Here is a 21,932-nt window from a genome sequence, read left to right as displayed (position 1 = left end):
ATGAAACAACACACATCCTGGCGCCGGCGGCTGGGCGTGCTGGCCGTGGCGCTGGCCCTCAGCACCGTAACGTTGGCCGCAACGACGGGCACGGCCGACATCCCGCTGCGGCAGAACGGCTGGCGCGCGCCGGCCGGCCAGTGGCACGCGCCGCGCAGCAATGCGGCATGGTGGCAGGCCTTCGGCAGCGCCGAGCTGGTGCAGCTGATCGCCGACGCGCGCGCCGCCAACCCGGAGCTGCTGGCGGCGCAGGCGGCGATCGCCAAGGCGCAGGCGGTGCGGACGCAGACCGCCGCCGGCGGCCTGCCGCAGCTGAGCCTGTCCGGCAGCGCGCAGCGGCAGCAGGGCAGCAGTACCAGTGTCAGCCTGGGGCCGACGCTGAGCTACCAGCTCGACTGGTGGGGGCGGCAGCAGGCGCTGCTGGACGGCGACAGCGCACGGCTGGTGGCCAGTGTCGCCAGTCGCGACGCGGCGGCGCTGACGCTGGAGAGCGAGGTGGCGCGCCAGTATTTCTCGCTGCTGCTGCTGGACGAACAGCAGCAGCTGGACAGCCGGCGCCTGCTGCTGCTGACGCAGCGGCTGGGCCTGTTGCAGCAGCAGATCCGGCTGGGACAGGCGGCGCCGCGCGACGAGGCGGAGCTGGTGCAGAGCATCGCCACGCTGCAGGCGACGCTGGCGTCACAGCGGCTGGAACTGCAGCAGGCCTACAACGCGCTGGCGGTGCTGTGCGGCAAGGCGCCGCAGGATTTCCGGCCGCAGGGCAGCAAGCTGCAGGCATTGTCCCTGCCGCTGCCGGCCGACATCCAGCCAGCAGAACTGCTGCAGCGGCGGCCGGACATCCGCGCCGCCGACGCCACGCTGCAGGCCTTGCAGGGCGACGTGGCGGCGGCGCGCGCCGCGCTGTACCCGACGCTGACGCTCACGCTGCAGGGCGTGCTCAGCAGCGCCGGCGGCGGTCCGGCACAGTGGCTGGGCAGCGCGCTGGCCAGCCTGGCGGCGCCGCTGTTCGACGGCGGCAAGCTGAGGGCCGGCGTGGCATTGAGCGAGGCGCAGTACCAGGAACAGTTGCAGAACTGGCGCGGCACGGTGCTGGCCGCGTTGCAGCAGGCCGACGACGCGCTGCACGAGGTGGCCAGCGGCGAGCAGGGGATGCAGGCGCAGCAGGCGAAGCTGGGCGCGGCACGGCGCACGGAACAGATCGATAGCGCGCGTTACCGGCTGGGGGCGCTGGATCGCGGCACGCTGCTGGACACGCAGGCGAATACCTTGGCGGCGGAGTCGGCCTGGCTGGCGGCGCGGCAGGCGCAGCTGGCGGCCACGGTCACGCTGTACCAGGCACTGGGCGGCGCGCCGCTGGCGGCAGAACACGACGCCGCCTGAGGCGGCGTGCGTGACGGTGCCGCGCCGGCCTGGCGGCGGCCGGGACGGCGGGGTGAACGGCACCGCACCAAGACACCGTGACGCCTGGCGGCGTCACGGTGTTTTCCTGCGCGCAGCTAAGACCGAGAACAGGTTCCAAGGTTGGCCGCAGGCGTTCACACCGGGTCGATGTGGGTCATCACGTCCAGCACCGGCTGGCTGCTCATCACCCGCAGCCGCGCCGCGGCGGCGATGTCGTGGCCCTGGTGTACGGTCAGGTTGCCGTCGATCTCGAGGTGGACGTCGACCTGGATCTGGTCGGCCATGCGCCGCGTGCGCAGGTCGTGCACGCCCTGTACCCCCGGCGTCGCCAGCAGTGTGGCGCGGATGGCGGCCACGGTGTCCGCGTCGGCGGCGCGGTCCATCAGGTCGTGCAGCGCGTCCCAGGCGAAGCCCCAGCCGGTCTTGCCGACCATGAAGCCGACCAGCGCCGCCGCCAGCGGATCGAGCCAGGTGTAGCCGGCGAGGTTGCCGGCGATGCCCAGCGCCACCACCAGCGACGAGGCGGCGTCGGCGCGCGCATGCCAGGCGTTGGCCACCAGCATGCTGGATTTGACCTCGCTGGCGATCTTCAGCATGTAGCGGAACAGCAGTTCCTTGGACAGCAGCGTCAGCAGCGCGACCCACAGCGCCGCCTGGTGCACCGGCGCCAGCGGCGTCGCGCTGGTGATCTTGCTGCCGGCGCCGAGCAGCATGCCGGCGCCGGCGCCCAGCAGCAGCAGGCCCAGCGCCAGCGAGGCGGCGGTCTCGTAGCGCTGGTGGCCGTAGTGGTGGTCGTCGTCAGGCGCCTTGTGGCTGTGGCGGCGCGCCAGCAGCGCGACGAAGTCGGCGACCAGGTCGGACAGCGAGTGCAGCGCGTCGGCCACCAGCGCCTGCGAACCGGCCCACAGCCCGGTGACGATCTGCAGCAGGGTGAGCACCACATTGACGGCGACGCTGAGCCACAGGCTGCGCTGCGCGGCCTGCTGCAGGGAGGGATGCGGATGCGGGTTCATGCCGGGCTCCGGAAAAAAGGGGGGATGCTGGCAGCGGCGGCTGAAGCCGGCCTTAACGCGTGCCGGCCGCTCACGGCTGGTCCTGTTCGCCGCTCTCGTCCAGCGGCGGCAGGTTGGCCAGCAGCTCGCCGAGCAGGCTCTGCGTCAGCCACGGCGGGATGGCCGGCAGCTGCCAGTCGGCCTTGTCGGCGCACAGCAGCAGCGTGCGCAGGAAACGGTGAAAGCCGGGGCGGCTCTGGCGCAGGTTCAGCGTCTTGTCGCCGCAGACGAAGCTGAGGCTGGCGTAGTCGCGGCCCAGCTGCGCATCCAGCCCGGTGCACAGCAGGATGTCGTCGTCGCCCGGCCGTGCCGGCGCGTTGTCGCTGAACTGCAGCGGGCGCTGGTGCGGATCGCTGCCGTCGAAGTCTTCCCCGTCCATCGCCATGCGGTGTTCCAGCGCAATGCGCTCGTCCTCGTTGCCGGCGCCGGGAATGCCGTCGCCGGGCACCTGGCTGGCGAACAGGCGGGCGATGTCGCCGACGATGGAACAGGTCAGGCGCCGTGTCAGCCACAGCTTGTGGTCGCCCGGCTGCACCACCACCAGCAGGCGGTCCTCGGACTGGAAATAACTGAAGGAAGTTGAGCTCATCCGCGGATGGTAAAGGCTGGCCGACAAATCGCAAAGCATCGCGCCATGCGCCTTATAATGCCGGTCATGACAGCCCACTCTTTGCACCCCTTTTCCCGCCTGACCCCGGACTTCCTGCTCGACGCGGTGGAGAGCCTGGGCCTGCGCTGCGACGGCCGCCTGCTGGCGCTGAACAGCTACGAAAACCGCGTCTACCAGATCGGCATCGAGGACGGCGCGCCGCTGGTGGCCAAGTTCTACCGCCCGGAGCGCTGGAGCGACGCGCAGATCCAGGAGGAGCACGACTTCGCCGCCGAGCTGGCCGCGCGCGACATCCCGGTGGTGACGGCGCTGGCCTTCGGCGGCCGCACGCTGCACCACTACCAGGACTTCCGCCTCGCACTGTTCCCGCGCCGCGGCGGCCACGCGCCGGAGCTGGACGACGCGGACACCCTCGCCTGGCTGGGGCGCTTCCTCGGCCGCCTGCACGCGCACGGCGCGGTGGCGCCCTACCACTTGCGGCCAACCCTGGACCCGGACAGCTACGGCGAGGCCTCGCTGCGCTGTGTGCAGGAACAGGCGCACTTGCCCGACGACCTGGCCGGCCCCTACGAGCAGGCGGCACGGCTGGCGCTGGACGAAGTGCGTCGCGCCTTCGACCGCGCCGGCGACATCGGCTGGCGCCGCGTGCACGGCGACTGTCATGTCGGCAACATCCTGTGGACGCAGGAGGGGCCGCACTTCGTCGACCTCGACGACAGCTGCATGGCGCCGGCGCTGCAGGACCTGTGGATGCTGCTCAGCGGCGACCGTGCGCAGCAACAGGCGCAGCTGCTGGAGCTGATCGTCGCCTACGAGGACTTCTGCGATTTCGACCGCCGCGAGCTGCACCTGCTGGAAGCGCTGCGCACGCTGCGCCTGCTGCACTACAGCGCGTGGCTGACGCGGCGGCGCGACGATCCGGCCTTCGTCGTCGCCTTCCCGTGGTTCGATACCGCGCAGTACTGGCAGGAGCGCATTGCCGAACTGCAACAGCAGGTAGAGGCGATGCGCGAGGCCCCGCTCTGCGTCTGAACCCGCCCTCCGGCGGGTTTTTTTGACCCCGGAACGGCAGCCGCCGCGCACGGTTGCGGCACGGCTTGCTGCACTGCGGGACAGCACGTGTTTTTTGCGGCGCGGCGGCTTGCATTTCTGTGCCAGATCAGGCAAGAATCATCGTTCGACATCCAAAACCCTATCAAGAAAACATAAACATGGCACTTATCGTACAAAAGTACGGCGGTACCTCGATGGGCTCCCCGGAGCGCATCAAGAACGTGGCCCGCCGTGTCGCCAAATGGAAAGCCCAGGGACATGATGTGGTGGTTGTCGTATCCGCCATGAGCGGGGAAACCAACCGCCTGATCGCATTGGCCAAGGAAATCCAGGATCAGCCTGATCCGCGCGAACTCGATGTCATCATCTCTACCGGCGAACAGGTCACCATCGGCCTCTTGTCCATGGCGCTGAAGGAAATCGGCGTCGAGGCCAAGAGCTACTGCGGCTGGCAGGTGCGTGTCGTCACCGACAGCGCCTTCAACAAGGCCCGCATCCAGTCGATCGACGAAGCCGCGATGCGTGGCGACCTCACCGAAGGCCGCGTGGTCGTCGTCGCCGGTTTCCAGGGCATCGACGAGCAGGGCAACCTCACCACGCTGGGCCGTGGCGGTTCCGACACCTCCGCCGTGGCACTGGCGGCGGCTCTGAAGGCCGACGAATGCCAGATCTACACCGACGTGGACGGTGTCTACACCACCGACCCGCGCGTGGTGCCGGAAGCTCGCCGCCTGAAGACCATCACCTTCGAAGAGATGATCGAGATGGCGTCGCTGGGCTCCAAGATCCTGCAGATCCGCTCGGTGGAATTCGCCGGCAAGTACAAGGTACGCCTGCGCGTGCTCTCCAGCTTCGAGGACGAGGGCGAGGGCACACTGATTACGTTTGAGGAAGATGAGAATATGGAAAAGGCCGTAGTTGCCGGTATCGCGTTCGACCGTAACGAAGCACGCATCAACGTGAAGGGCGTGCCGGACAAGCCGGGCATCGCCTACCAGATCCTGGGCCCGATCGCCGATGCCAACGTTGAAGTCGACATGATCATCCAGAATGTCGGCGAAAACGGCACCACCGACTTCTCCTTCACCGTGCCGCGCGGCGAGTTCCCGCGCACCATGGGCGTGCTGCGCGACGTGCAGACCCACATCGGCGCCGCCAAGATCGACGCCGACGACAAGGTGGCCAAGGTGTCCATCGTCGGTGTCGGCATGCGCTCGCACTGCGGCATCGCCTCCACCATGTTCCGCACCCTGGCGGAAGAGGGCATCAACATCCAGATGATCTCCACTTCCGAGATCAAGGTATCGGTGCTGATCGACGAGAAGTATCTGGAGCTGGCGGTGCGCGTGTTGCACAAGGCCTTCGGTCTGGACCAGGCAATTGCCAATTAATTGGCGCTAGAGCTTGACAGCAGGCGCCTTCGTTAGTATTATGGCGCCTCGCTTGACGGAGAAATGGCCGAGAGGTCGAAGGCACTTCCCTGCTAAGGAAGCATACGGGCTTAAACCTGTATCGAGGGTTCGAATCCCTCTTTCTCCGCCAGCACTGCACCCGTAGCTCAGTTGGATAGAGTATTTGGCTACGAACCAAAGGGTCGGGCGTTCGAATCGCTCCGGGTGCACCACAGTCCCTATAGTTTAGCGGTTAGAACACTGCCCTTTCACGGCGGCGGCCGGGGTTCGATTCCCCGTGGGGACGCCAGTATTCAAGCAAAAACACCACCTTCGGGTGGTGTTTTTGTTTTGTCCGTCGCCGGTGTGCGCCGGCCGGTAAAAAAGCCCACCGTATCGCGGTGGGCTTTTGCCGTGGGCAGCTTATTGCGGGCTGCGCTTCAGGCAGTTGTCGTAGCGCCAGCCGACGCGTCTGGCGAACCACTCGGTAGTCAGCTTGCGCGTGATCTTCGGGCTGTTCAGCCGGATCTGCGGGAACGCCTCGCGCGCCACCTTGCGCCCCTGCTGCTGGTCGGCCAGCGCCATCACCTTCTGGTACAGCACGCTCTGGCTGAAGCCGCTGTTCTTTTCCTGTTTCAGGTCGCGCAGGATGGCGCTGTCGCTCAGCCCCAGCTGCTGGCTCATCCGGTACAGCGCGCGCTCGGTGCTGCTGGCCTCGCCGGAGGGCAGGCCGTCGCGGTAGCGCAGCAGGTCGCCGTCCGGCGCCAGCTTGCGCCCGCTCAGCTGCGCCACCGCGAGCTGGAAGGCGGCGTTGCGGCTGGAGTAGCGGCCGGCGTTGAAGTCGGCGAAGCGGTAGATCATGTCGCGGTAGCCGGCCGGGTAGTGCAGCAGGTTGGCCACGCCGAAGTAGATGCCGCCGCGGCGGCTGAACGCCTCGTTGCGCAGGCTGCCCTGGTAGCGGTAAGGGTAGGGCCAGGCGCGGACGTGGCCCTGGGCGAAGGCGACGCTGACCTGCATCGAGCCGACGGTGTTGATCGGGTTTTTCATGCCCACCGGCAGGTTCAGCTTGCCGGCCTCGGCCGCCATGTCCTCGAACAGATCGTTCATCTCGCGCTCGGTGCGCAGGCCGTCGATGCGCGACTTGTAGCTCTCGCCGGTCGGTGACGGCTTCAGCAGCGCCGCCTTCACCAGCGGCAGCGGGATGTGGTAGCCGGCGACCTTTTCCCCGATCTTGTTCCACACGATGGCCGGCAGGCCCGGCACCACCGGGTCGGCCTGGAAGGTCGACTCCTGCTCGATCACCGCGATCGCCGCGCAGAAGTTCTCCGCCGTCGGCGGCAGCTGCAGCGCGGCGAAGGCGTTGACGATGTCGTCGCGCCAGCCGCTGCGCGGCTTGACGTAGTCCGGCAGCAGCCTGTCCAGCAGTTGTGCCGGCGGCAGGCTGGCCTTTTTCGGCGGCGCTACGCTGACCGGCGCGCTCGGGGTGAGCACCGGCGCGCTGGCAATCGGCGCCGGGGTCGGTGCCGGCTCGGCCAGGCCGTCCTGCTGGCTGGCCAGCGGGAAGGGCGTGGCCACCGGGGCGGGGGTGTGGCTGGCGCAGCCGCCCAGCAGCGACAGCAGGGCAACGGGGAAAAACAGCGATCTCATGGCACGGTGTTCCGCTCATCGGCAAAGGGCAGATTCTAGCGTAACTGCCCGCCGTTCAGTCGATGTCGTCGGGCTCCTGGTAGCGCTGGAGGATGCGCTGGTGCAGGCCGTTGTCGTAGAGCGTGGCCAGCCCGCGGTTGAAGCGGTCGCGCAGCGCGGCAGAGCGGAAGGCGACGCGGTAGGGCAGCTTCTCGAACAGCGGGTGGTAGCTGACCGGTTGCACCAGCTCGCGGAAATCGCTGACCACGCGCCGGTTCATGTACTTGAAGATGCGGTGGTCGGCAACCACCACGTCGACCAGGTGGCGGTACAGCAGCCGGTTCTGGTCGACCTGGTTGCCGGTCTCGCCGTAGCGCGGATTGCCCGCCGCCATGCGCGCGAACTCGGCGCCCAGGTACTGCGTCGCCAGCGGAAAGGCGGAGATGCTGTACTTGCCCAGCTCGGCCACCTCGCGCAGCTGCAGGTTGCGGCTGCGCAGGGTGATGGCGACATCCTCGTAATAGACGTAGGGCTCGGAATAGGCGGCCTTCAGCCCGGAGTCGGGGCGGATGGTGGCGATGGCGTCGATGTGCGGGCTTTTCAGCGCCAGCGGCAGCCGCTGCTGCGCCATGAACACCGGCTGCATGCCCAGCCCGGCGGCGCGCAGCGCCTCGCGCACGGTGTCCACCTCGATGCCGGCGGCCTGCTGCGGCATCACGTAGGGTTCCAGCGATTCGCCGAAGGCGACGTTCAGCACCTGCGCCGCGGCCAACATTGGGTACAGGCTCAGCAGCACGACGGGCAGCAGCAGACGGTAAGGGCGGCTCATGGGGGGCATCCTGGGCGGATTAATGACATTCGCCTGAGTGATTGGCCGCGGCAATGGCCGCGCCTTATTGCATGCTACACCTTCCGCGCGCGAATGAACGGCCATCGCCGGCAGAACAGCCTGTTCCGTCGCTGCAAAACCGTAATTTTTCTGTGGGTATTGTGACGCTATGTCGATGAAAAAAAAGCCTTTTTCAGATGAAAGCCGCGCCGCTTTCTGGCACAATGCGCGGTCTTACACGGAATACCTGCCACGATGACGCTTCCTGCCGCACCCCAACCGATCAACAGTTACCGCAAATACTGGGCGCAACGCTTCGGCACCGCGTCCTTCCTGCCGATGAGCCGCGCCGAGATGGACGAGCTGGGCTGGGACTCCTGCGACATCATCATTGTCAGCGGCGACTGCTACATCGACCATCCGAGCTTCGGCATGGCGCTGATCGGACGGCTGCTGGAGGCGCAGGGCTTCCGCGTCGGCATCATCGCGCAGCCGGACTGGAACAGCGCCGACGCCTTCCGCGAACTGGGCAAGCCCAACCTGTTCTTCGGCGTCACCGCCGGCAACATGGACTCGATGATCAACCGCTACACCGCCGATCGCCGCCCGCGCTCCGACGACGCCTACACCCCGCACGCCGAGGCCAACAAGCGCCCGGACCGCGCGGTGACGGTGTACGCGCAGCGCTGCCGCGAAGCCTATCCCGGTGTCGGCGTGATGATCGGCTCCATCGAGGCGTCCTTGCGCCGCATCGCCCACTACGACTACTGGAGCGAGAAGGTGCGCCCGTCGGTGCTGATCAACTCCAAGGCCGACATCCTGCTGTACGGCAACGCCGAGCGCGCGCTGGTGGAAATCGCCCATCGCGCCTCGCGCGGCGAGAAGCTGTCCGAAATCCGCGACGTGCGCGGCACCGCCTTCGTGGTGCCGCACGGCTGGCGCCCGGACGAGGAGTGGCAGGAGATGGACTCCAGCGTGGTCGACGTGCCGGGCAAGGTCGATGTCCACCTCAACCCGTACGAGGAAATCCCGGAGCAGGCGGCCAAGGCCACCGCCGGCAACGATCCGGCCAAGCCCCAGGTGATCCGCATCGAATCGCGCGAAGAGCGCCTGGCCAAGCGCCGCGCCGAACGCGCCAAGACCGTGATCCGCATTCCGTCCTACGAGGCGGTGGCGCACGATCCGGTACTGTACGCGCACGCCAGCCGCACGCTGCATCTGGAATCCAACCCCGGCAACGCCCGCGCGCTGGTGCAGCTGCACGGCACGCGCGACGTGTGGCTGACGCCGCCGCCGATCCCGCTGACCACCGAGGAAATGGACTTCGTGTTCGGTGCGCCCTACGCGCGCAACCCGCACCCGAGCTACGGCGACGCGCACATCCCGGCGTGGGAGATGATCAAGTACTCGGTCAACATCATGCGCGGCTGTTTCGGCGGCTGTACCTTCTGCTCGATCACCGAGCACGAGGGCCGCATCATCCAGAGCCGCTCGGAAGAATCGATCCTGAAGGAGATCGAGGAGATCCGCGACAAGACGCCGGGCTTCACCGGCCATATTTCCGACCTCGGCGGCCCGACCGCCAACATGTATCGCCTGAGCTGCAAGGATCCGAAGATCGAGCGTTCCTGCCGCAAGCTGTCCTGCGTCTATCCGGACGTGTGCGAGAACCTCGGCACCGACCACGGCCCGCTGATCCAGCTGTACCGCAAGGCGCGCGCGCTGCCGGGCATCAAGAAGATCAACATCCAGTCCGGCCTGCGCTACGACCTGGCGGTGAAGTCGCCGGAGTACATCAAGGAACTGGTGCAGCACCACGTCGGCGGCTACCTGAAGATCGCGCCGGAGCACACCGAAGAAGGCCCGCTGTCCAAGATGATGAAGCCGGGCATGGGCGCCTACGACAAGTTCAAGGAGCTGTTCGAGCGCTTCAGCCGCCAGGCGGGCAAGGAGCAGTACCTGATCCCGTACTTCATCGCCGCCCACCCGGGCACCAGCGACGAGGACATGGTCAACCTGGCGCTGTGGCTGAAGAAGAACAACTTCCGCCTCGACCAGGTGCAGACCTTCACCCCGACACCGATGGCGATGGCCACCACCATGTGGCACACCCGCCGCAACCCGCTGAAGCGGCTGTCGCGCAGCTCGGAGAAGGTGGACGTGGTGCGCGACGGCTACCGTCGCAAGCTGCACAAGGCGCTGCTGCGCTACCACCACCCGGACAACTGGCAGATCATCTACGACGCGCTGCAGCAGATGGGTCGCAGCGACCTGATCGGCCATGCCAAGCATTGCCTGATCCCGCCAACGCCGCCGGGCGACAAGGCCGCCGCCGCGCGCCACCGCTTCGGCCAGCAGCCGCTGGGCCGCGGCAAGCCGCAGGGCCAGCGTGCGCCGGCCGGCAGTCCGCGCAGCGGAGGCAAGACCTTTGCCGCTACTGCCAAGCCTGCCGCCGCCCGCGCACCGGCCGGCAAGAGCACCGCCGCCAAGCCCAACACCGGTCGTGGCGGTGGCGGTGCCAAACCGGGCAGCAAGGTTGGCCGCAGCCGGTAACCGACAGTCAGCCGCCCTCCGGGGCGGCTTTTTGCTGCCGCGCATGGCGCACCTTGCCGTCGCCGTGCGGTCGAACCCTCATTCAGTCTTGACGCCGGAAAGCCAGATCATGCCCCTCATCGCCTTCGACAACAGCTACGCCCGCGACCTGCCGCAACACGCGGTGCCGTGGCAACCGGCCACCCCGCCGCAGCCGCGGCTGCTGTACTGGAACGCCGCGCTGGCGGCGGAACTGGGGCTGGCGACCAGTGATGTCGCTGCGGAAACCCTGGCCGCCCAGTTCTCCGGCGCGCAGCTGCCGGACGGCGCCCAGCCGGTGGCGCAGGCCTACGCCGGTCACCAGTTCGGCGGCTACTCGCCGACGCTGGGCGACGGCCGCGCGCTGCTCTTGGGCGAGGTGATCGACCGCGCCGGCCAGCGTCGCGACCTCGCCTTCAAGGGCAGCGGCCGCACGCCGTTCTCGCGTCGCGGCGACGGCAAGGCGGCGGTGGGGCCGATGCTGCGCGAACTGATCATCGGCGAGGCGATGCAGGCGCTGGCCATTCCCACCACCCGCGCGCTGGCGGTGGTGGCTACCGGCGAGAACGTGTACCGCGAGCGGCCGTTGCCCGGCGCGGTGCTGACCCGCGTCGCCGCCAGCCACCTGCGCGTCGGCACCTTCGAGTACTTCGCCAACGGCGAGGACGAGGACGCGCTGCGCCAGCTGGCCGACTACGCCATCCGCCGCCACGATCCGGCGCTGCTGGATGCGGCCAACCCTTATCTTGCCTTCCTCGACGCGGTGTGCCGGCGCCAGGCGCGGCTGATCGCGCAGTGGATGCACGCCGGCTTCATCCACGGCGTGATGAACACCGACAACATGGCCATCAGCGGCGAAACCATCGACTACGGCCCGTGCGCGTTCATGGACGCCTACGACCCGGCCACCGTGTTCAGCTCCATCGACGAGCGCGGCCGCTACGCCTACGGCAACCAGCCGGCCATCGCGCAGTGGAACCTGGCGCGGCTGGCGGAAACGCTGCTGCCGCTGCTGGACGCCGAGTCGCAGCAACAGGCGGTGGCGCAGGCCACCGACGTCATCCGGCGCTTTGCCGACGAGTACCGCGAACAGTGGCTGGCGCAGGCACGGCGCAAGCTCGGCCTCTACACGGCACAGGATGGCGACCAGCAGCTGGCCGACGACTGGCTGGCGCTGCTGCAGGCGCAGCAGGCGGACTTCACCCTCGCCTGGCGTTACCTCGCCGACGCGGTGGACGGCGACGGTTCAAGCTTGGCCGCACAGTTTGCCGATCCGGCCGCGCTGCAGCCGTGGCTCACGCGCTGGCTGCAGCGCCTCGCCGCCGAGCCGCAGCCGGCTACCGAACGCGCCGCCGCGATGCGCGCGCTCAACCCGCTGTACATCGCGCGCAATCATCTGGTGGAAGAGGCGCTGGCCGCCGCCAGCGAGCACGGCGACATGAGTCTGACGCTACGCCTGCTCGACGTGCTGGCTGATCCGTTCACCGAGCGCGCCGGGCTGGAACGCTACGCGCTGCCGGCGGCGCCGGAGCTGGCGGCCGGCTACCGCACCTTCTGCGGCACCTGAGCGACCATGCGGCCAACCTTGGCCGCCGTTTCGGGACACCACCGTACCGATGCGGGCACACCGCCTCGCCGGCGAGTGGCAATGACCGCTAGACTGGCGGCTCCATCAATCGGGAGTCCGCTCATGTCGCAGTACCGTTTCCAGTTCACCCTTGGCGCCGATCCGCAGGCGCGCGCGGTTGTCCAGCAGGGGCTCAAGGCCTTCAACGTCGAACAGATCGGCGACTACGCCTATCGGGATGTCGAGCTCTACGCGCGCGATGCGGCCGGCAAGGTGGTCGGCGGCCTGTTCGGCCACTCCGGCATGGGCTGGCTGTACGTGGACTACCTGTGGCTGGCCGAGGCGCAGCGCGGCGCCGGGCTGGGCGCGCAGCTGCTGGCGCTGGTCGAGGCCGAGGCGCGCGAGCGCGGCTGTGTCGGTGTGTTCCTGTACACCTACAGCTTCCAGGCGCCGGACTTCTACCACCGGCTGGGCTACCAGCCGATGGGCGTGCTGGACGACTGCCCGCCGGGGCACCAGCGGCTGTACCTGAAAAAGTCTCTGGCCGATTGAGATCTTGGCTGCATGGCAATGCCGCTCGGCTGCGCGGCGCGAATCGGGTGCCCTCTAGCCTGTCGGCTAGCTAGTGGTGGGCATCCGTAGCGGAGCAGGCCCGGTCTGCTACGGACTTTATCCACGCCGCAACGCGAGTGCGGTTGAAAGGTTGGCCGCAAGCCATCATGGTTTGCGGCCAACCTTTTGCCAGCAGCGGTGCGACGGCTGCTTGATACACTTGCTGCCGGACATCTGGGAAAGCTGCCGCAGCGTCCTGCCCTGGCCGGATGGCATGCTGCTTGTCACCCACTGCCACGGGTTGGCCCCGTGAACATCTTCGGTGTTGATGAATATCGAACAGTGTCGATGTCAATTGATATGCCACTTGATTTTCCGGAATTGTTGCCTAGAACTGAATCTCCAAGTTATTTGTCATTGACAACTTAATTTGGGTGCAAATATGTATTTTATGTATTTGCTGTTTGTGCCGGCATCGTTGCCGGCCTCACTTCCAGGAGAGCATATGGACGCCTACATGGGTACGATCACGGTTTTCGGCTTCAACTATGCACCGCAGGACTGGGCACTATGCCAGGGACAGACTTACCAGGTTTCGCAATATGAAGCGCTGTATTCCCTGTTGGGCGTCATTTACGGCGGCAGTGCATCGCAGAATTTCAAGCTGCCCAATCTCTCCGGGCGCATGCCCATCGGTACCGGTCCGGCGCAGCCGGCATACAACTTGCCAGCCTACAACCCCGGCCAGATCGGTGGTCAGCAGAACGTTACGCTCACCAGCAACAACCTGCCGCCGCACACCCATGGCGGAACAGCCATGAAGGTCGCGTTCAATGCGGCGGGCGTGCCGACCCCTGCCACGCCGGCCAGCGCGCCCAGTAGCAGCAATTGCTATCTTGGTGCCTCCGGCGCCGGCACCGGGCTGGCCAACATCTGGTCCACTGCACTGAATAGTCCGGTTGCGGTACAGGGATTCTCGATCGCCGGCACAACGGACTCGACCGGCAACGGTGCGGCGGTGAGCGTGCTCAATCCTTTCCTGGCGTTGAATTTCTGTATTGCCATCAACGGTTTGTATCCGGTACGTCCGTAAACTGCAGGCAGGTCAGGGCATCTGCTATGCCTTGGCCGTTTTGTTGATGCCAAAGAGGGGGTTGCCATGCTGGCTACGATTTGTGCCGATGATTTCATGCCTTTGCTGGGGCAGTGCTGTTACTTTCACTGTGCGCAGCAGCCGGTGCTGGAGCTGCAGATACAGGCGGTACGCCTGCGCCCGCGAGCCCAGGTTCCTACTGGTAAACGGGTGCCGTTTGTGGTGGAGCTGGCTTCCACGCAGGATATGGGATTGGGTGATGCCGTGGGGAGGCTTGCGCTGCCAGCGCAAGCGGGCTTGCCGGCGCAGGTGCTGCACGAGGTATGGCTTGGCCGCGTCATTCCGGCCGGGCGTGACCCGGCCTTCGCCTATTTCCAGTTGCCGTTCAACTGATCGCCACCGCTGGTGCTGGTGGCAGAGCCGGATCCCGCTCTGGGTACCACACCAGCTTGTTGGCCATTACGCTGTGCTCGGCCACGACAAAGCCCAGTGCTAGGTACAGCTGGAGTGCCGACTGATTGCTCTGCCACACCACGACGCTTAGCGGTGTGGATACTTTCCAGGCTGCCTGCTGCAGGCTTTGCAGCACGGTGCGGCCATAACCCTTACCGCGCAGCTGCGGCAGCATAGCCAGGAAGATGATGTGTATTTCGTTGTGGCCGAAATCTACCAGCGCTACTCCGGCAGGGCTGTCATGGAGTTCGGCGATGAAATGCATGGCATTGGGATGGGCCTCGCCGGCACCCTGCTGCAGCACGCGCTGCTGTAGCTCGATTACCGACTCAACCAGATCAGTATCACCGTCGATGTATTGCAGGTCTGGCCGTGCGCTACGAAAGACGCGGGCGATGAAGGACTGATCATGCGGTGTGGCGGCGCGCAGGCGGATTGCCGCGCTTGAAGACATCAGATTCAACATGTGAACTTACCCCTATGGTGGCGGGTTAACGCCTGTTTTTGCTTATTGCATAAAATGCATATTAGATAGAAAACACAGGGTTTGCGACAGCAATGCCGCAGGGTGTTGCCCGCGCATGACGCTATCTCCGGCGATGCCAAGCGCTGTCCGCCACCGGCTATCCACAGTAAGATGGTCGTCGGTCCTTTATCGAAATTGCATCATGATCCTGATCCACACCCCCAGCAGCAAGGAAGTTGCCGCCTACCTCGAGCTGTTCCGCGCCGCGCTGCCGCAGCAGCGTTTCGTCAGCCTGGACGAGATGACACAGCCGGAGGCGGTGCGCTACGTGATTACCTGGGGGCCGCCGCCGGCGCTGTTCGCCGGCCTGCCGAATCTGCAGGCGGTGTTCGCGCTGGGCGCCGGCGTCGACAAGCTGCTGGCGCGCGACGACCTGTCGCCGCAGACGCCGATCTACCGGCTGCTCGACGGCGGCATGGCGCAGCAGATGAGCGAGTACATCCGCTTCGGCGTGCTGTCCTACCAGCGGCACATGGACATCTACCGTCGCCAGCAGGCGGCGGGGGTGTGGAAGATGCTGGCGCCGAAGCTGCCGGCCGACGTGCGCGTTGGTGTGCTGGGGCTGGGCGAGATCGGCCGCGCGGTGGCGCAGGCGCTGGCCGCCGACGGTTACACGGTCAGCGGCTGGAGCCGCACGCCGCGCCAGGTGCCGGGCGTGGACTGCCTGTTCGGCGACGAGGGGCTGGACGAGCTCCTGGCCGGCAGCGAGGTGCTGGCCTGCGTGCTGCCGTCGACGCCGCAGACGCAGGGCCTGCTGGATGCGCAAAGGTTGGCCGCACTGCCGCCAGGCGCGATGCTGATCAACGCCGGCCGCGGCGACCTGCTGGACGAGGACGCGCTGCTGGCGTTGCTCGATAGCGGCCACCTGCGCTGTGCGCAGCTGGACGTGTTCGCCAGCGAACCGCTGCCGCACGGCCATCGCCTGTGGCAGCACCCGGCGGTGACGGTGACGCCGCACATCGCCGCCATCACCCTGCGCGAGGAAGCGGTGCGCCAGATTGCGGCCAACCTTGGGCGGCTGGCGGCGGGCGAGGAAGCGCAGGGGCGGGTCGTGCGCGAGCGCGGCTACTGATGGGGTCGCCGGTCAGCTGCGACAGCTGCCGCGCCTGCTGTTGCCGGCTGGAGGTGATGCTGATCGCCGGTGACGACGACGTGCCGGAGCGCTTTGTCACGCGTGACCAGTGGGGCGGCCACGTGATGCTGCGCCTGGACGACGGCTGGTGTGCGGCGCTGGACCGGCAGACCATGCGCTGCACCATCTACGCGGTGCGGCCGTGGATCTGCGCCGACTATCAGGAAGGCGAGCCGGATTGCCTGGAGCAGCGCAAGCTGATCCCGCTGTTTCCGGCACGCAGCTAGCCGCGGCGGGCGCCGGCCGCGGCCGGACAGCGCTGCGGCCAGGCTTGCGTACCGGCTCGCATCACCGCCACCTCATGCCCGTATCACGGCCGTACCACGTGCCACACGCCGCCGATATTGTCGCCCATGGCATCGCCCGGTTTCTGGTCGCCGGACCAGAAGTACAGCGGCTTGCCGCGGTGGGTCCATTGCCGGCTGCCGTCGTTGCGCGGGACAAGGCCGAAGTCGCCGCTGGCGCTGGCGCCGGCCGGGGCGAGGTAGGGCGGCCACTTCATCGCGCAGTCGCCGTAGCAGGCGCTGCTGCCGGGCTGATCGCGGTCGAAGCGGTACAGTGTCCTGCCGCCGTGCGCCACCAGCATGCCGCCGCGGAACATCGCCGGCGCCATCATCGCCATGCCGCCATGCATGCCACCGCCTTGCATGCCGCCGCCTTGCATTATCGCGCCGTCCGGCGGCATGCCGCCCTGTGGGTGATGGGCGCGATGGCCGTAGCCGGCGCAGCCGGCCAGCAGCGACAGCGCCACGGCGGCAAGAATCAGGGGAGGGTTCATGATCGTATCCTTTGCTCAAGTGTGGCACATGCCTCCCTTACCATAGCCCATGCCCCGGCGCGGGCGGCCGCGAATGTGCCGCCTCGGCCTCAAGCCTGGCCGCAGGCCGGCCGGCGCGCCAGGAGCCGCGCGCGGGCGTGGTCGTAGCACCAGTTGAAGACGTAGGTGTAGGGCAGGAAGAACAGCAGGATGCCGACATCGAGCAAAAACGCCTGCCAGTAGCTGATGGCCATCCACCACGCCGCCACCGGCACGCACAGGAACACCAGCCCGCCCTCGAAGGCGATGGCGTGCACGCTGCGCACCAGCGGCGTGCGCTGCCAGCCGGCGCGCCGCTCCAGCCGTTCGAACAGCGCGTTGAACAGCATGTTCCAGCTCATCGCGATGCTGGACATCAGCAGCGCCAGCACGCCGACGTGGCCGAGGCCGGCATCCAGCAGCCAGCTGCCCAGCGGCACCAGCAGCGCCATCGCGCACACCTCGTACAGCACGGCGTGCAACAGCCGTTCACGCAGCGTCTTGTCGGTAGTCATCATTGCGGCCAACCTTTCTGTGCTATCGGATTGACGGCCAGTGTGATAGGTTTTTCTGCCTGATAACAGCTAGCATCCATCGGAGAAACCGATATGTTCATCTCTGCCGACGCGATCGCCGCGTTCGTGCTGGCCGCGGAGCTGGGTTCGTTCTCGGCGGCGGCGCGGCGGCTGGGCAAGCGCCAGTCCACCATCAGCGAGACCATCGCCAACCTGGAAATCGACCTCGGCGTCACGCTGTTCGAACGTGGCGGGCGCCAGCCGCAGCTCACCGCCGCCGGGCAGCGCCTGCTGCCGGCGGCGCGGCAGACGCTGGCGGCGCAGGACAGCCTGCAGCTGGAGGCGCAGCTGCTGGCCGGCGGGCTGGAGCCGCGGCTGACGCTGGTGCTGTCCGACACCTTCCACACCGGCGATTTCGAGGCGATGCTGTCCGAGTTTGCCGAGCGCTTTCCGACGCTGGAGCTGGAGTGCCTGGTCGGCGAACAGGAGGACGTGCTGGCGCTGCTGCAGAGCGGCCGCGCGCAGCTGGGCCTGCTCACCGCGCTGGCCGCTTACCCGGCCGACATCGCCAGCTGCAGCCTGCCGCGCCCTGCCGACACCGCGCTGTACGTCGCGGCCGGCCACGCGCTGGCAGGGCAAGCCACGGTGACGGCGGCGGCGCTGCGCCAGCACCGCGAGCTGCGGCTGAAGACCTATCAGGACAGCCCGGTGGCGGATAACGGCGGCCTGTGCTGGTCGGCGCCCAGCTATCTGCTGCTGATGGAGATGGCGCTGCACGGCTTCGGCTGGGCCGAGCTGCCGGACTGGCTGGTGGCGCGCTACGGCGCCGGCCTGCAGATGCTGCCGGTGGCCGGCTGGCCACGGCGGCAGCGCATCGACGCGGTGTGGGCGCGGCCGCGGCCGCTGGGCGCCGCCGCGGCGTGGGTGCTGCAGCGCCTGCTCACGCCGGACGCGACCTGATGCAGTGCGGCCAACCTTGCGGGATGGCGTCCAGCAGCTGGCGGGTGTACGGGTGCTGCGGCGCGGCGTACAGGGTGTCGGCGTCGGCCAGCTCCACGCAGCGGCCCTGCTGCATCACCAGCACCTGGTCGGACAGGTGCTTCACTACCGCCAGATCGTGTGAGATGAACAGGTAGGACAGGCCCAGCTCGTCCTGTAGCGACTGCAGCAGGTTGAGCACCTGCGCCTGCACCGACACGTCCAGCGCCGACACCGATTCGTCGCAGATCAGGATTTCCGGGTGCATGGTCAGGCAGCGCGCGATGGCGATGCGCTGGCGCTGGCCGCCGGAAAACTCGTGCGGATACTTGGCCAGCGCCTTGCGCGGCAGGCCGACGTGTTCCAGCCAGTCGCCGGCCAGCTGCAGGCGCTCCTCGGCATCGCAGCCGATGCCGTGCAGCAGCATCGGCTCGGTCAGGATCTGCGCTACCGAGCAGCGCGGGTTGAGCGAGGCGTACGGGTTCTGGAACACGATCTGGATGCGGCGCTTGTAGGCGCGCAGCTGGCGCGGCGTCAGCGTCAGCATGTCCTCGCCCTCGAACAGCACCCGCCCGGCGCTGGCCTGCTGCAGCCGCATCAGCGCCAGCCCCAGCGTGCTCTTGCCGCTGCCGGATTCGCCGACGATGCCCAGCGTGCGGCCGCGCATCAGCCTGAACGACACCCCGTCCACCGCGCGCTGGCTGTGGCGGCCGAACCAGCCGTGGCGGCTGTGGTAGTCGACGCAGAGGTCCTGCACTTCCAGGATCACGCGGTCTTCCGCCTGGTAGCCGCGCTCGCGCTGCGGCGGCTCGAAGTGGCAGCTGTCGCCGAGGAAATCCCGGATCACCGGCAGCCGCGCCGGGCGCCGATCCAGGTGCGGGCGGCAGCGCAGCAGCGCCTTGGTGTAGGCGTCCTGCGGTGCCTCGAAGATCTGCTGCACCGGCGCGTGTTCGTGGATGCTGCCGTGGTGCATCACCACCACCTCGTCGGCGAACTGGCCGACCAGCTCCAGGTCGTGGCTGATGAACAGCACCGCCATGCCGTGCTTTTGCTGCAGCGTGGTCAGCAGCTGCAGGATCTGCTGCTGGATGGTGACGTCCAGCGCGGTGGTCGGCTCGTCGGCGATCAGCAGCTTGGGTTCGCAGGCGATGGCCATCGCGATCATCACCCGCTGCTGCTGGCCGCCGGACAGCTGGTGCGGGTAGCTGCGCATCTTGCGCTCCGGTGCCGGCAGGCCGACTTCCTGCAGCAGCGCCAGCGCGCGCTGCTGCGCCGCCTTGCGGCCAACCCCGGTGTGCAGCATCAGCGTCTCGATGATCTGCTCGCCGACGCTGAACACCGGGTTGAGCGAGCTCATCGGCTCCTGGAACACCATGGCGATGTCGCCGCCGCGCAGGCAGCGCAGCTCGCGGCGGCTGGCGGTGAGCAGGTTGCGGCCGTCGAACAGGATCTCGCTGCCGGGGTCGATGTGGCAGCCGTGCTCCGGCAGCAGCCGGGTGATCGCCATCGCGGTCACCGACTTGCCGGAGCCGGATTCGCCGACCAGCGCCACGGTCTTGCCGGCCGGGATGTCGAAGCTGATGCCTTTCACCGCTTCGGCGCCGTGGCCGTGTTCGTCGCGGAAGCTGACGCGCAGCTTGCGCACGCTGAGCAGGGGCGGGGCGGGGTTCACGATGTCACCTTGGGAGCCTGTTTCACGGAGCTGTTTCACCTTGGGGCTATTTCACTTTCGGTGCTATTTCACTTTGGGATCGAGCGCGTCGCGCAGGCTGTCGGCCAGCAGCGAGAACGCGGTGACCAGCAGCGACATGCACAGGGTGACGGCCAGCATCTGCCACCAGTAGCCCTGCAGCAGCTCGGCCGGCGCCTCGGCCAGCATCGCGCCCCAGCTGACCTGGGTGACGCCGACGCCGAAGCCGAGGAAGGACAGGATGGCCTCGTACTTGATCAGCGCCACGGTGAGCATGGAAAACTGCACCAGCAGCAGGTGGCCGACGTTGGGCAGGATGTGGTGGAACATGCGGCGGCCGTGGCCGGCGCCGATGGCGTCGGCGGCGCGCACGTAGTCGCGGCCCTTGTGCTTGATGAATTCGGCGCGCATCAGGCGGAAGGTGCCGGTCCAGCTGGTGAACGCCATCACCAGCACCACGGTGCCGATGCCGCGGCCGCTGACCGCGGCAAACGCGAGCAGCAGCAGCATGTCCGGCACCGAGGTGAACACGCTGTAGCCCCACATCAGCGCATCGTCGAGCAGGCCGCCGAAATAGCCGGACAGCGCGCCGAGCACGGTGCCGATGGCCAAGGCCAGCAGCGCGCCGGCGATGCCGACCTGCAGCGAGGTGGCGCTGCCCTGCAGCAGCTTCTGCAGCACGTCGCGGCCGCGCTGGTCGGCGCCCAGCGGCAGGCTGTCGGCCCGGGCCTGCTCGGCGCCGCGGTATTGCGCGGACTGCTGCTCTGCGGCGGCGAGATCGGCGGCCAGCGGGTCCTCGTCGGCGGACAGGCCGGTGGCGCCGCTGCCGTCCTGGGCGGCGGCGCTGGTGGCGCGGCGGTCGGCGGCGTCGATGTCGGCGGCGCTGAGTTCAAGATGGTGCGGTGCGGTGCCGGCGAACAGCGTCGGCGGTGCGTAGGGATGGGCGACCTCGTCCTGCCAGTGGCTGGCGAGGAGGCCGCTCCAGGCGGCCAGCGCCAGCAGCAGGTAGGCGCCGACGATGCACAGCGCGGCAAAGCCGACGCGGTCGCGGCGCAGCCGGCGCCAGCCGATGCGCGTCAGGCTGTTGTGGGGGTGCGGGGCCGCAGGCGGCGGGGAAGCGGAGTGGGGCATGGTGTCAGTGTAGTTGCACGCGCGGGTCGATCAGCTTGTAGATGATGTCGGTCAGCAGGTTGAACAGCATGGTGGCCAGCGCGATGTAGATGGTGATCGCCTTGATCACCGGGAAATCGCTGCGCTCCACCGCCATCACCACCTCCTTGCCCATGCCGGGAATGCCGAAGAAGGTCTCCAGCAGCATGGCGCCCATCATCAGGTAGGGCAGCGACATCATCAGCGAGGTCACCACCGGGATCATCGCGTTGCGCAGCACGTGCTTGAGCATGATCACCGGCTCGGACAGGCCCTTGGCGCGCGCGGTGCGCACGTAGTCGTGGCCCAGCTCCTCGACAAAGCAGCTGCGGTAGAAGCGGATGTCCGGCGCCAGGCCGACGATCACCCCCAGCAGCAGCGGCAGCGGCAGGTAGTGCAGCAGGTTGTCGAGCGTGCTGTCGCTCCAGCCCATGATCGGGAACCAGCCGCCCTTGAACGCCAGCCAGTACTGGCCGGCGATGATGTACACCAGTGCGCTGACCGACATCGCGCAGGTGGCGATCAGCGTTACCAGCCGGTCGGTGAGGCTGCCGCGCAGGTAGGCGACCAGCGCGGCGATGCCGATGGCCAGCACGGTGCCCAGCAGCAGGATGCTGCCGGTGAGCAGCAGCGACGGCCCGATGCGGCTGTGCAGCAGCGTCGACACCGGCTGCTGCGTCGACCACGAGGTGCCGAAGTCCAGCGTCAGCACCTGCTTCACGAAGATCAGGAACTGCTGCGGCAGCGGCAGGTCCAGCCCCAGCTGCTGGCGGATGCCGGCCAGCGCCTCCGCGCTGAGGTTCTTGCCGGCCAGGATGTAGGACGGGTCGCCGCCCACCCAGTTGAACAGCACGAACAGCAGCAGCATCACGCCGAACAGCGTCGGCACCATCTGCCACACGCGGCGGACGATATAAGCCAGCATGATTCACCCTCCGGCCGCGCGGC

Annotated in this window: 21 protein-coding genes and 3 tRNA genes; 14 read left to right on the top strand and 10 right to left on the bottom strand. The window is 67.7% G+C overall.

Annotated features, from left to right (window positions below; translation table 11 throughout):
* Positions 1–1,380 carry an efflux transporter outer membrane subunit gene (locus IE100_RS04520; RefSeq protein WP_189372932.1) on the top strand — a complete coding sequence of 460 codons (1,380 nt, stop codon included), beginning with the start codon at positions 1–3 and terminating at the stop codon, positions 1,378–1,380.
* 155 nt (positions 1,381–1,535) lie between these two features.
* On the opposite strand, the gene IE100_RS04515 is transcribed toward IE100_RS04520, so the two are convergent.
* Together IE100_RS04515 and IE100_RS04510 are read right to left on the bottom strand one after the other, a co-directional pair.
* Positions 1,536–2,414, bottom strand: a complete 879-nt coding sequence (locus tag IE100_RS04515; protein ID WP_189372931.1) for a cation diffusion facilitator family transporter — start codon at positions 2,412–2,414, stop codon at positions 1,536–1,538.
* 70 nt (positions 2,415–2,484) lie between these two features.
* Positions 2,485–3,042, bottom strand: coding sequence for a hypothetical protein (locus tag IE100_RS04510; RefSeq protein ID WP_189372930.1), 558 nt, complete (start codon positions 3,040–3,042; stop codon positions 2,485–2,487).
* 66 nt (positions 3,043–3,108) lie between these two features.
* On the opposite strand from IE100_RS04510, the gene IE100_RS04505 reads away from it, so the two are divergent.
* The 5 genes from IE100_RS04505 (at position 3,109) to IE100_RS04485 (ending at position 5,817) form a co-directional block, all read left to right on the top strand.
* A complete protein-coding gene (locus IE100_RS04505) occupies positions 3,109–4,095 on the top strand; it encodes a serine/threonine protein kinase (protein ID WP_189372929.1) in 987 nt (328 codons plus the stop codon).
* A gap of 179 nt (positions 4,096–4,274) precedes the next feature.
* On the top strand, positions 4,275–5,507 hold the full coding sequence (locus IE100_RS04500) for an aspartate kinase (protein ID WP_189372928.1): 1,233 nt from the start codon (positions 4,275–4,277) through the stop codon (positions 5,505–5,507).
* A 57-nt stretch (positions 5,508–5,564) separates the two neighbouring features.
* Positions 5,565–5,658 (top strand) — tRNA-Ser (locus IE100_RS04495).
* A 5-nt stretch (positions 5,659–5,663) separates the two neighbouring features.
* Positions 5,664–5,740 (top strand) — tRNA-Arg (locus IE100_RS04490).
* Positions 5,741–5,742: 2 nt separating this feature from the next.
* Positions 5,743–5,817: transfer RNA gene (locus IE100_RS04485), tRNA-Glu, on the top strand.
* Positions 5,818–5,930: 113 nt separating this feature from the next.
* Here IE100_RS04485 and IE100_RS04480 read toward each other — a convergent pair.
* Positions 5,931–7,154: a DUF1615 domain-containing protein gene (locus IE100_RS04480; protein ID WP_189372927.1), complete on the bottom strand. Its 1,224-nt coding sequence runs from the start codon at positions 7,152–7,154 to the stop codon at positions 5,931–5,933.
* Between the two features lie 55 nt (positions 7,155–7,209).
* Positions 7,210–7,962 carry a substrate-binding periplasmic protein gene (locus IE100_RS04475; protein WP_189372926.1) on the bottom strand — a complete coding sequence of 251 codons (753 nt, stop codon included), beginning with the start codon at positions 7,960–7,962 and terminating at the stop codon, positions 7,210–7,212.
* A 255-nt stretch (positions 7,963–8,217) separates the two neighbouring features.
* Between IE100_RS04475 and IE100_RS04470 the strand changes: the two genes are divergently transcribed.
* The 5 genes from IE100_RS04470 (at position 8,218) to IE100_RS04450 (ending at position 14,138) form a co-directional block, all read left to right on the top strand.
* Positions 8,218–10,515 (top strand): YgiQ family radical SAM protein, encoded by a 2,298-nt coding sequence (locus tag IE100_RS04470; RefSeq protein ID WP_189372925.1) that lies wholly within the window; start codon positions 8,218–8,220, stop codon positions 10,513–10,515.
* Between the two features lie 109 nt (positions 10,516–10,624).
* A complete protein-coding gene (locus tag IE100_RS04465; protein WP_189372924.1) occupies positions 10,625–12,100 on the top strand; it encodes a protein adenylyltransferase SelO in 1,476 nt (491 codons plus the stop codon).
* A gap of 123 nt (positions 12,101–12,223) precedes the next feature.
* Positions 12,224–12,652, top strand: coding sequence for a GNAT family N-acetyltransferase (locus tag IE100_RS04460; protein WP_189372923.1), 429 nt, complete (start codon positions 12,224–12,226; stop codon positions 12,650–12,652).
* Between the two features lie 505 nt (positions 12,653–13,157).
* Entirely contained in the window at positions 13,158–13,745 is a 588-nt protein-coding gene (locus IE100_RS04455) for a phage tail protein (protein ID WP_189372922.1), read from the top strand.
* 66 nt (positions 13,746–13,811) lie between these two features.
* Complete coding sequence (locus tag IE100_RS04450) at positions 13,812–14,138, top strand: hypothetical protein (RefSeq protein ID WP_189372921.1); 327 nt, start codon at positions 13,812–13,814, stop codon at positions 14,136–14,138.
* Here IE100_RS04450 and IE100_RS04445 read toward each other — a convergent pair.
* Positions 14,131–14,664, bottom strand: a complete 534-nt coding sequence (locus IE100_RS04445; RefSeq protein ID WP_189372920.1) for a GNAT family N-acetyltransferase — start codon at positions 14,662–14,664, stop codon at positions 14,131–14,133. The two genes, IE100_RS04450 and IE100_RS04445, sit on opposite strands and share 8 nt — an antisense overlap.
* Positions 14,665–14,866: 202 nt before the next feature.
* Here IE100_RS04445 and IE100_RS04440 point away from each other — a divergent pair, with 202 nt between their 5' ends.
* Positions 14,867–15,796, top strand: coding sequence for a 2-hydroxyacid dehydrogenase (locus IE100_RS04440; RefSeq protein ID WP_189372919.1), 930 nt, complete (start codon positions 14,867–14,869; stop codon positions 15,794–15,796).
* On the top strand, positions 15,796–16,083 hold the full coding sequence (locus IE100_RS04435; protein WP_189372918.1) for a YkgJ family cysteine cluster protein: 288 nt from the start codon (positions 15,796–15,798) through the stop codon (positions 16,081–16,083). Before IE100_RS04440 ends, IE100_RS04435 begins: the two co-directional genes overlap by 1 nt.
* Before the next feature lie 83 nt (positions 16,084–16,166).
* On the opposite strand, the gene IE100_RS04430 is transcribed toward IE100_RS04435, so the two are convergent.
* Both IE100_RS04430 and IE100_RS04425 read right to left on the bottom strand, forming a co-directional pair.
* Positions 16,167–16,634, bottom strand: coding sequence for a COG4315 family predicted lipoprotein (locus IE100_RS04430; protein WP_229800220.1), 468 nt, complete (start codon positions 16,632–16,634; stop codon positions 16,167–16,169).
* 89 nt (positions 16,635–16,723) lie between these two features.
* Positions 16,724–17,170 carry a multidrug/biocide efflux PACE transporter gene (locus tag IE100_RS04425; protein ID WP_189372917.1) on the bottom strand — a complete coding sequence of 149 codons (447 nt, stop codon included), beginning with the start codon at positions 17,168–17,170 and terminating at the stop codon, positions 16,724–16,726.
* Positions 17,171–17,260: 90 nt separating this feature from the next.
* Between IE100_RS04425 and IE100_RS04420 the strand changes: the two genes are divergently transcribed.
* The gene (locus tag IE100_RS04420) at positions 17,261–18,127 is read left to right on the top strand and encodes a LysR family transcriptional regulator (RefSeq protein ID WP_189372916.1); all 867 of its coding nucleotides are present in this window, start codon (positions 17,261–17,263) and stop codon (positions 18,125–18,127) included.
* Here the strand turns inward: IE100_RS04420 and IE100_RS04415 are convergent.
* The 3 genes from IE100_RS04415 to IE100_RS04405 all read right to left on the bottom strand — a co-directional run bounded on the left by IE100_RS04415 (position 18,108) and on the right by IE100_RS04405 (position 21,909).
* Positions 18,108–19,817 carry an ABC transporter ATP-binding protein gene (locus IE100_RS04415; RefSeq protein WP_189372915.1) on the bottom strand — a complete coding sequence of 570 codons (1,710 nt, stop codon included), beginning with the start codon at positions 19,815–19,817 and terminating at the stop codon, positions 18,108–18,110. The genes IE100_RS04420 and IE100_RS04415 overlap by 20 nt on opposite strands.
* Before the next feature lie 63 nt (positions 19,818–19,880).
* Positions 19,881–20,966 carry an ABC transporter permease gene (locus IE100_RS04410; RefSeq protein WP_189372914.1) on the bottom strand — a complete coding sequence of 362 codons (1,086 nt, stop codon included), beginning with the start codon at positions 20,964–20,966 and terminating at the stop codon, positions 19,881–19,883.
* 4 nt (positions 20,967–20,970) lie between these two features.
* Positions 20,971–21,909: an ABC transporter permease gene (locus IE100_RS04405; RefSeq protein ID WP_189372913.1), complete on the bottom strand. Its 939-nt coding sequence runs from the start codon at positions 21,907–21,909 to the stop codon at positions 20,971–20,973.
* Positions 21,910–21,932 lie beyond the last annotated feature (23 nt).

Source organism: Vogesella alkaliphila (genome assembly GCF_014652475.1).
In the GTDB taxonomy this organism is placed as follows: domain Bacteria; phylum Pseudomonadota; class Gammaproteobacteria; order Burkholderiales; family Chromobacteriaceae; genus Vogesella; species Vogesella alkaliphila.
The sequence above is the reverse complement of the archived record's forward strand: the minus strand, read 5'-3'. Positions and strand labels throughout refer to the sequence as shown.

What these genes read in the sequence shown, in the direction of transcription:
- IE100_RS04505 (WP_189372929.1), top strand. Translation starts at nt 3,109, where the DNA reads ATGACAGCCCACTCTTTGCACCCCTTTTCCCGCCTGACCCCGGACTTC.
- IE100_RS04520 (WP_189372932.1), top strand. Translation starts at nt 1, where the DNA reads ATGAAACAACACACATCCTGGCGCCGGCGGCTGGGCGTGCTGGCCGTG.
- IE100_RS04430 (WP_229800220.1), bottom strand. Translation starts at nt 16,634, where the DNA reads ATGAACCCTCCCCTGATTCTTGCCGCCGTGGCGCTGTCGCTGCTGGCC.
- IE100_RS04445 (WP_189372920.1), bottom strand. Translation starts at nt 14,664, where the DNA reads ATGTTGAATCTGATGTCTTCAAGCGCGGCAATCCGCCTGCGCGCCGCC.
- IE100_RS04480 (WP_189372927.1), bottom strand. Translation starts at nt 7,154, where the DNA reads ATGAGATCGCTGTTTTTCCCCGTTGCCCTGCTGTCGCTGCTGGGCGGC.
- IE100_RS04460 (WP_189372923.1), top strand. Translation starts at nt 12,224, where the DNA reads ATGTCGCAGTACCGTTTCCAGTTCACCCTTGGCGCCGATCCGCAGGCG.
- IE100_RS04420 (WP_189372916.1), top strand. Translation starts at nt 17,261, where the DNA reads ATGTTCATCTCTGCCGACGCGATCGCCGCGTTCGTGCTGGCCGCGGAG.
- IE100_RS04455 (WP_189372922.1), top strand. Translation starts at nt 13,158, where the DNA reads ATGGACGCCTACATGGGTACGATCACGGTTTTCGGCTTCAACTATGCA.
- IE100_RS04510 (WP_189372930.1), bottom strand. Translation starts at nt 3,042, where the DNA reads ATGAGCTCAACTTCCTTCAGTTATTTCCAGTCCGAGGACCGCCTGCTG.
- IE100_RS04470 (WP_189372925.1), top strand. Translation starts at nt 8,218, where the DNA reads ATGACGCTTCCTGCCGCACCCCAACCGATCAACAGTTACCGCAAATAC.
- IE100_RS04435 (WP_189372918.1), top strand. Translation starts at nt 15,796, where the DNA reads ATGGGGTCGCCGGTCAGCTGCGACAGCTGCCGCGCCTGCTGTTGCCGG.
- IE100_RS04465 (WP_189372924.1), top strand. Translation starts at nt 10,625, where the DNA reads ATGCCCCTCATCGCCTTCGACAACAGCTACGCCCGCGACCTGCCGCAA.
- IE100_RS04410 (WP_189372914.1), bottom strand. Translation starts at nt 20,966, where the DNA reads ATGCCCCACTCCGCTTCCCCGCCGCCTGCGGCCCCGCACCCCCACAAC.
- IE100_RS04500 (WP_189372928.1), top strand. Translation starts at nt 4,275, where the DNA reads ATGGCACTTATCGTACAAAAGTACGGCGGTACCTCGATGGGCTCCCCG.
- IE100_RS04475 (WP_189372926.1), bottom strand. Translation starts at nt 7,962, where the DNA reads ATGAGCCGCCCTTACCGTCTGCTGCTGCCCGTCGTGCTGCTGAGCCTG.
- IE100_RS04440 (WP_189372919.1), top strand. Translation starts at nt 14,867, where the DNA reads ATGATCCTGATCCACACCCCCAGCAGCAAGGAAGTTGCCGCCTACCTC.
- IE100_RS04450 (WP_189372921.1), top strand. Translation starts at nt 13,812, where the DNA reads ATGCTGGCTACGATTTGTGCCGATGATTTCATGCCTTTGCTGGGGCAG.
- IE100_RS04515 (WP_189372931.1), bottom strand. Translation starts at nt 2,414, where the DNA reads ATGAACCCGCATCCGCATCCCTCCCTGCAGCAGGCCGCGCAGCGCAGC.
- IE100_RS04425 (WP_189372917.1), bottom strand. Translation starts at nt 17,170, where the DNA reads ATGATGACTACCGACAAGACGCTGCGTGAACGGCTGTTGCACGCCGTG.
- IE100_RS04405 (WP_189372913.1), bottom strand. Translation starts at nt 21,909, where the DNA reads ATGCTGGCTTATATCGTCCGCCGCGTGTGGCAGATGGTGCCGACGCTG.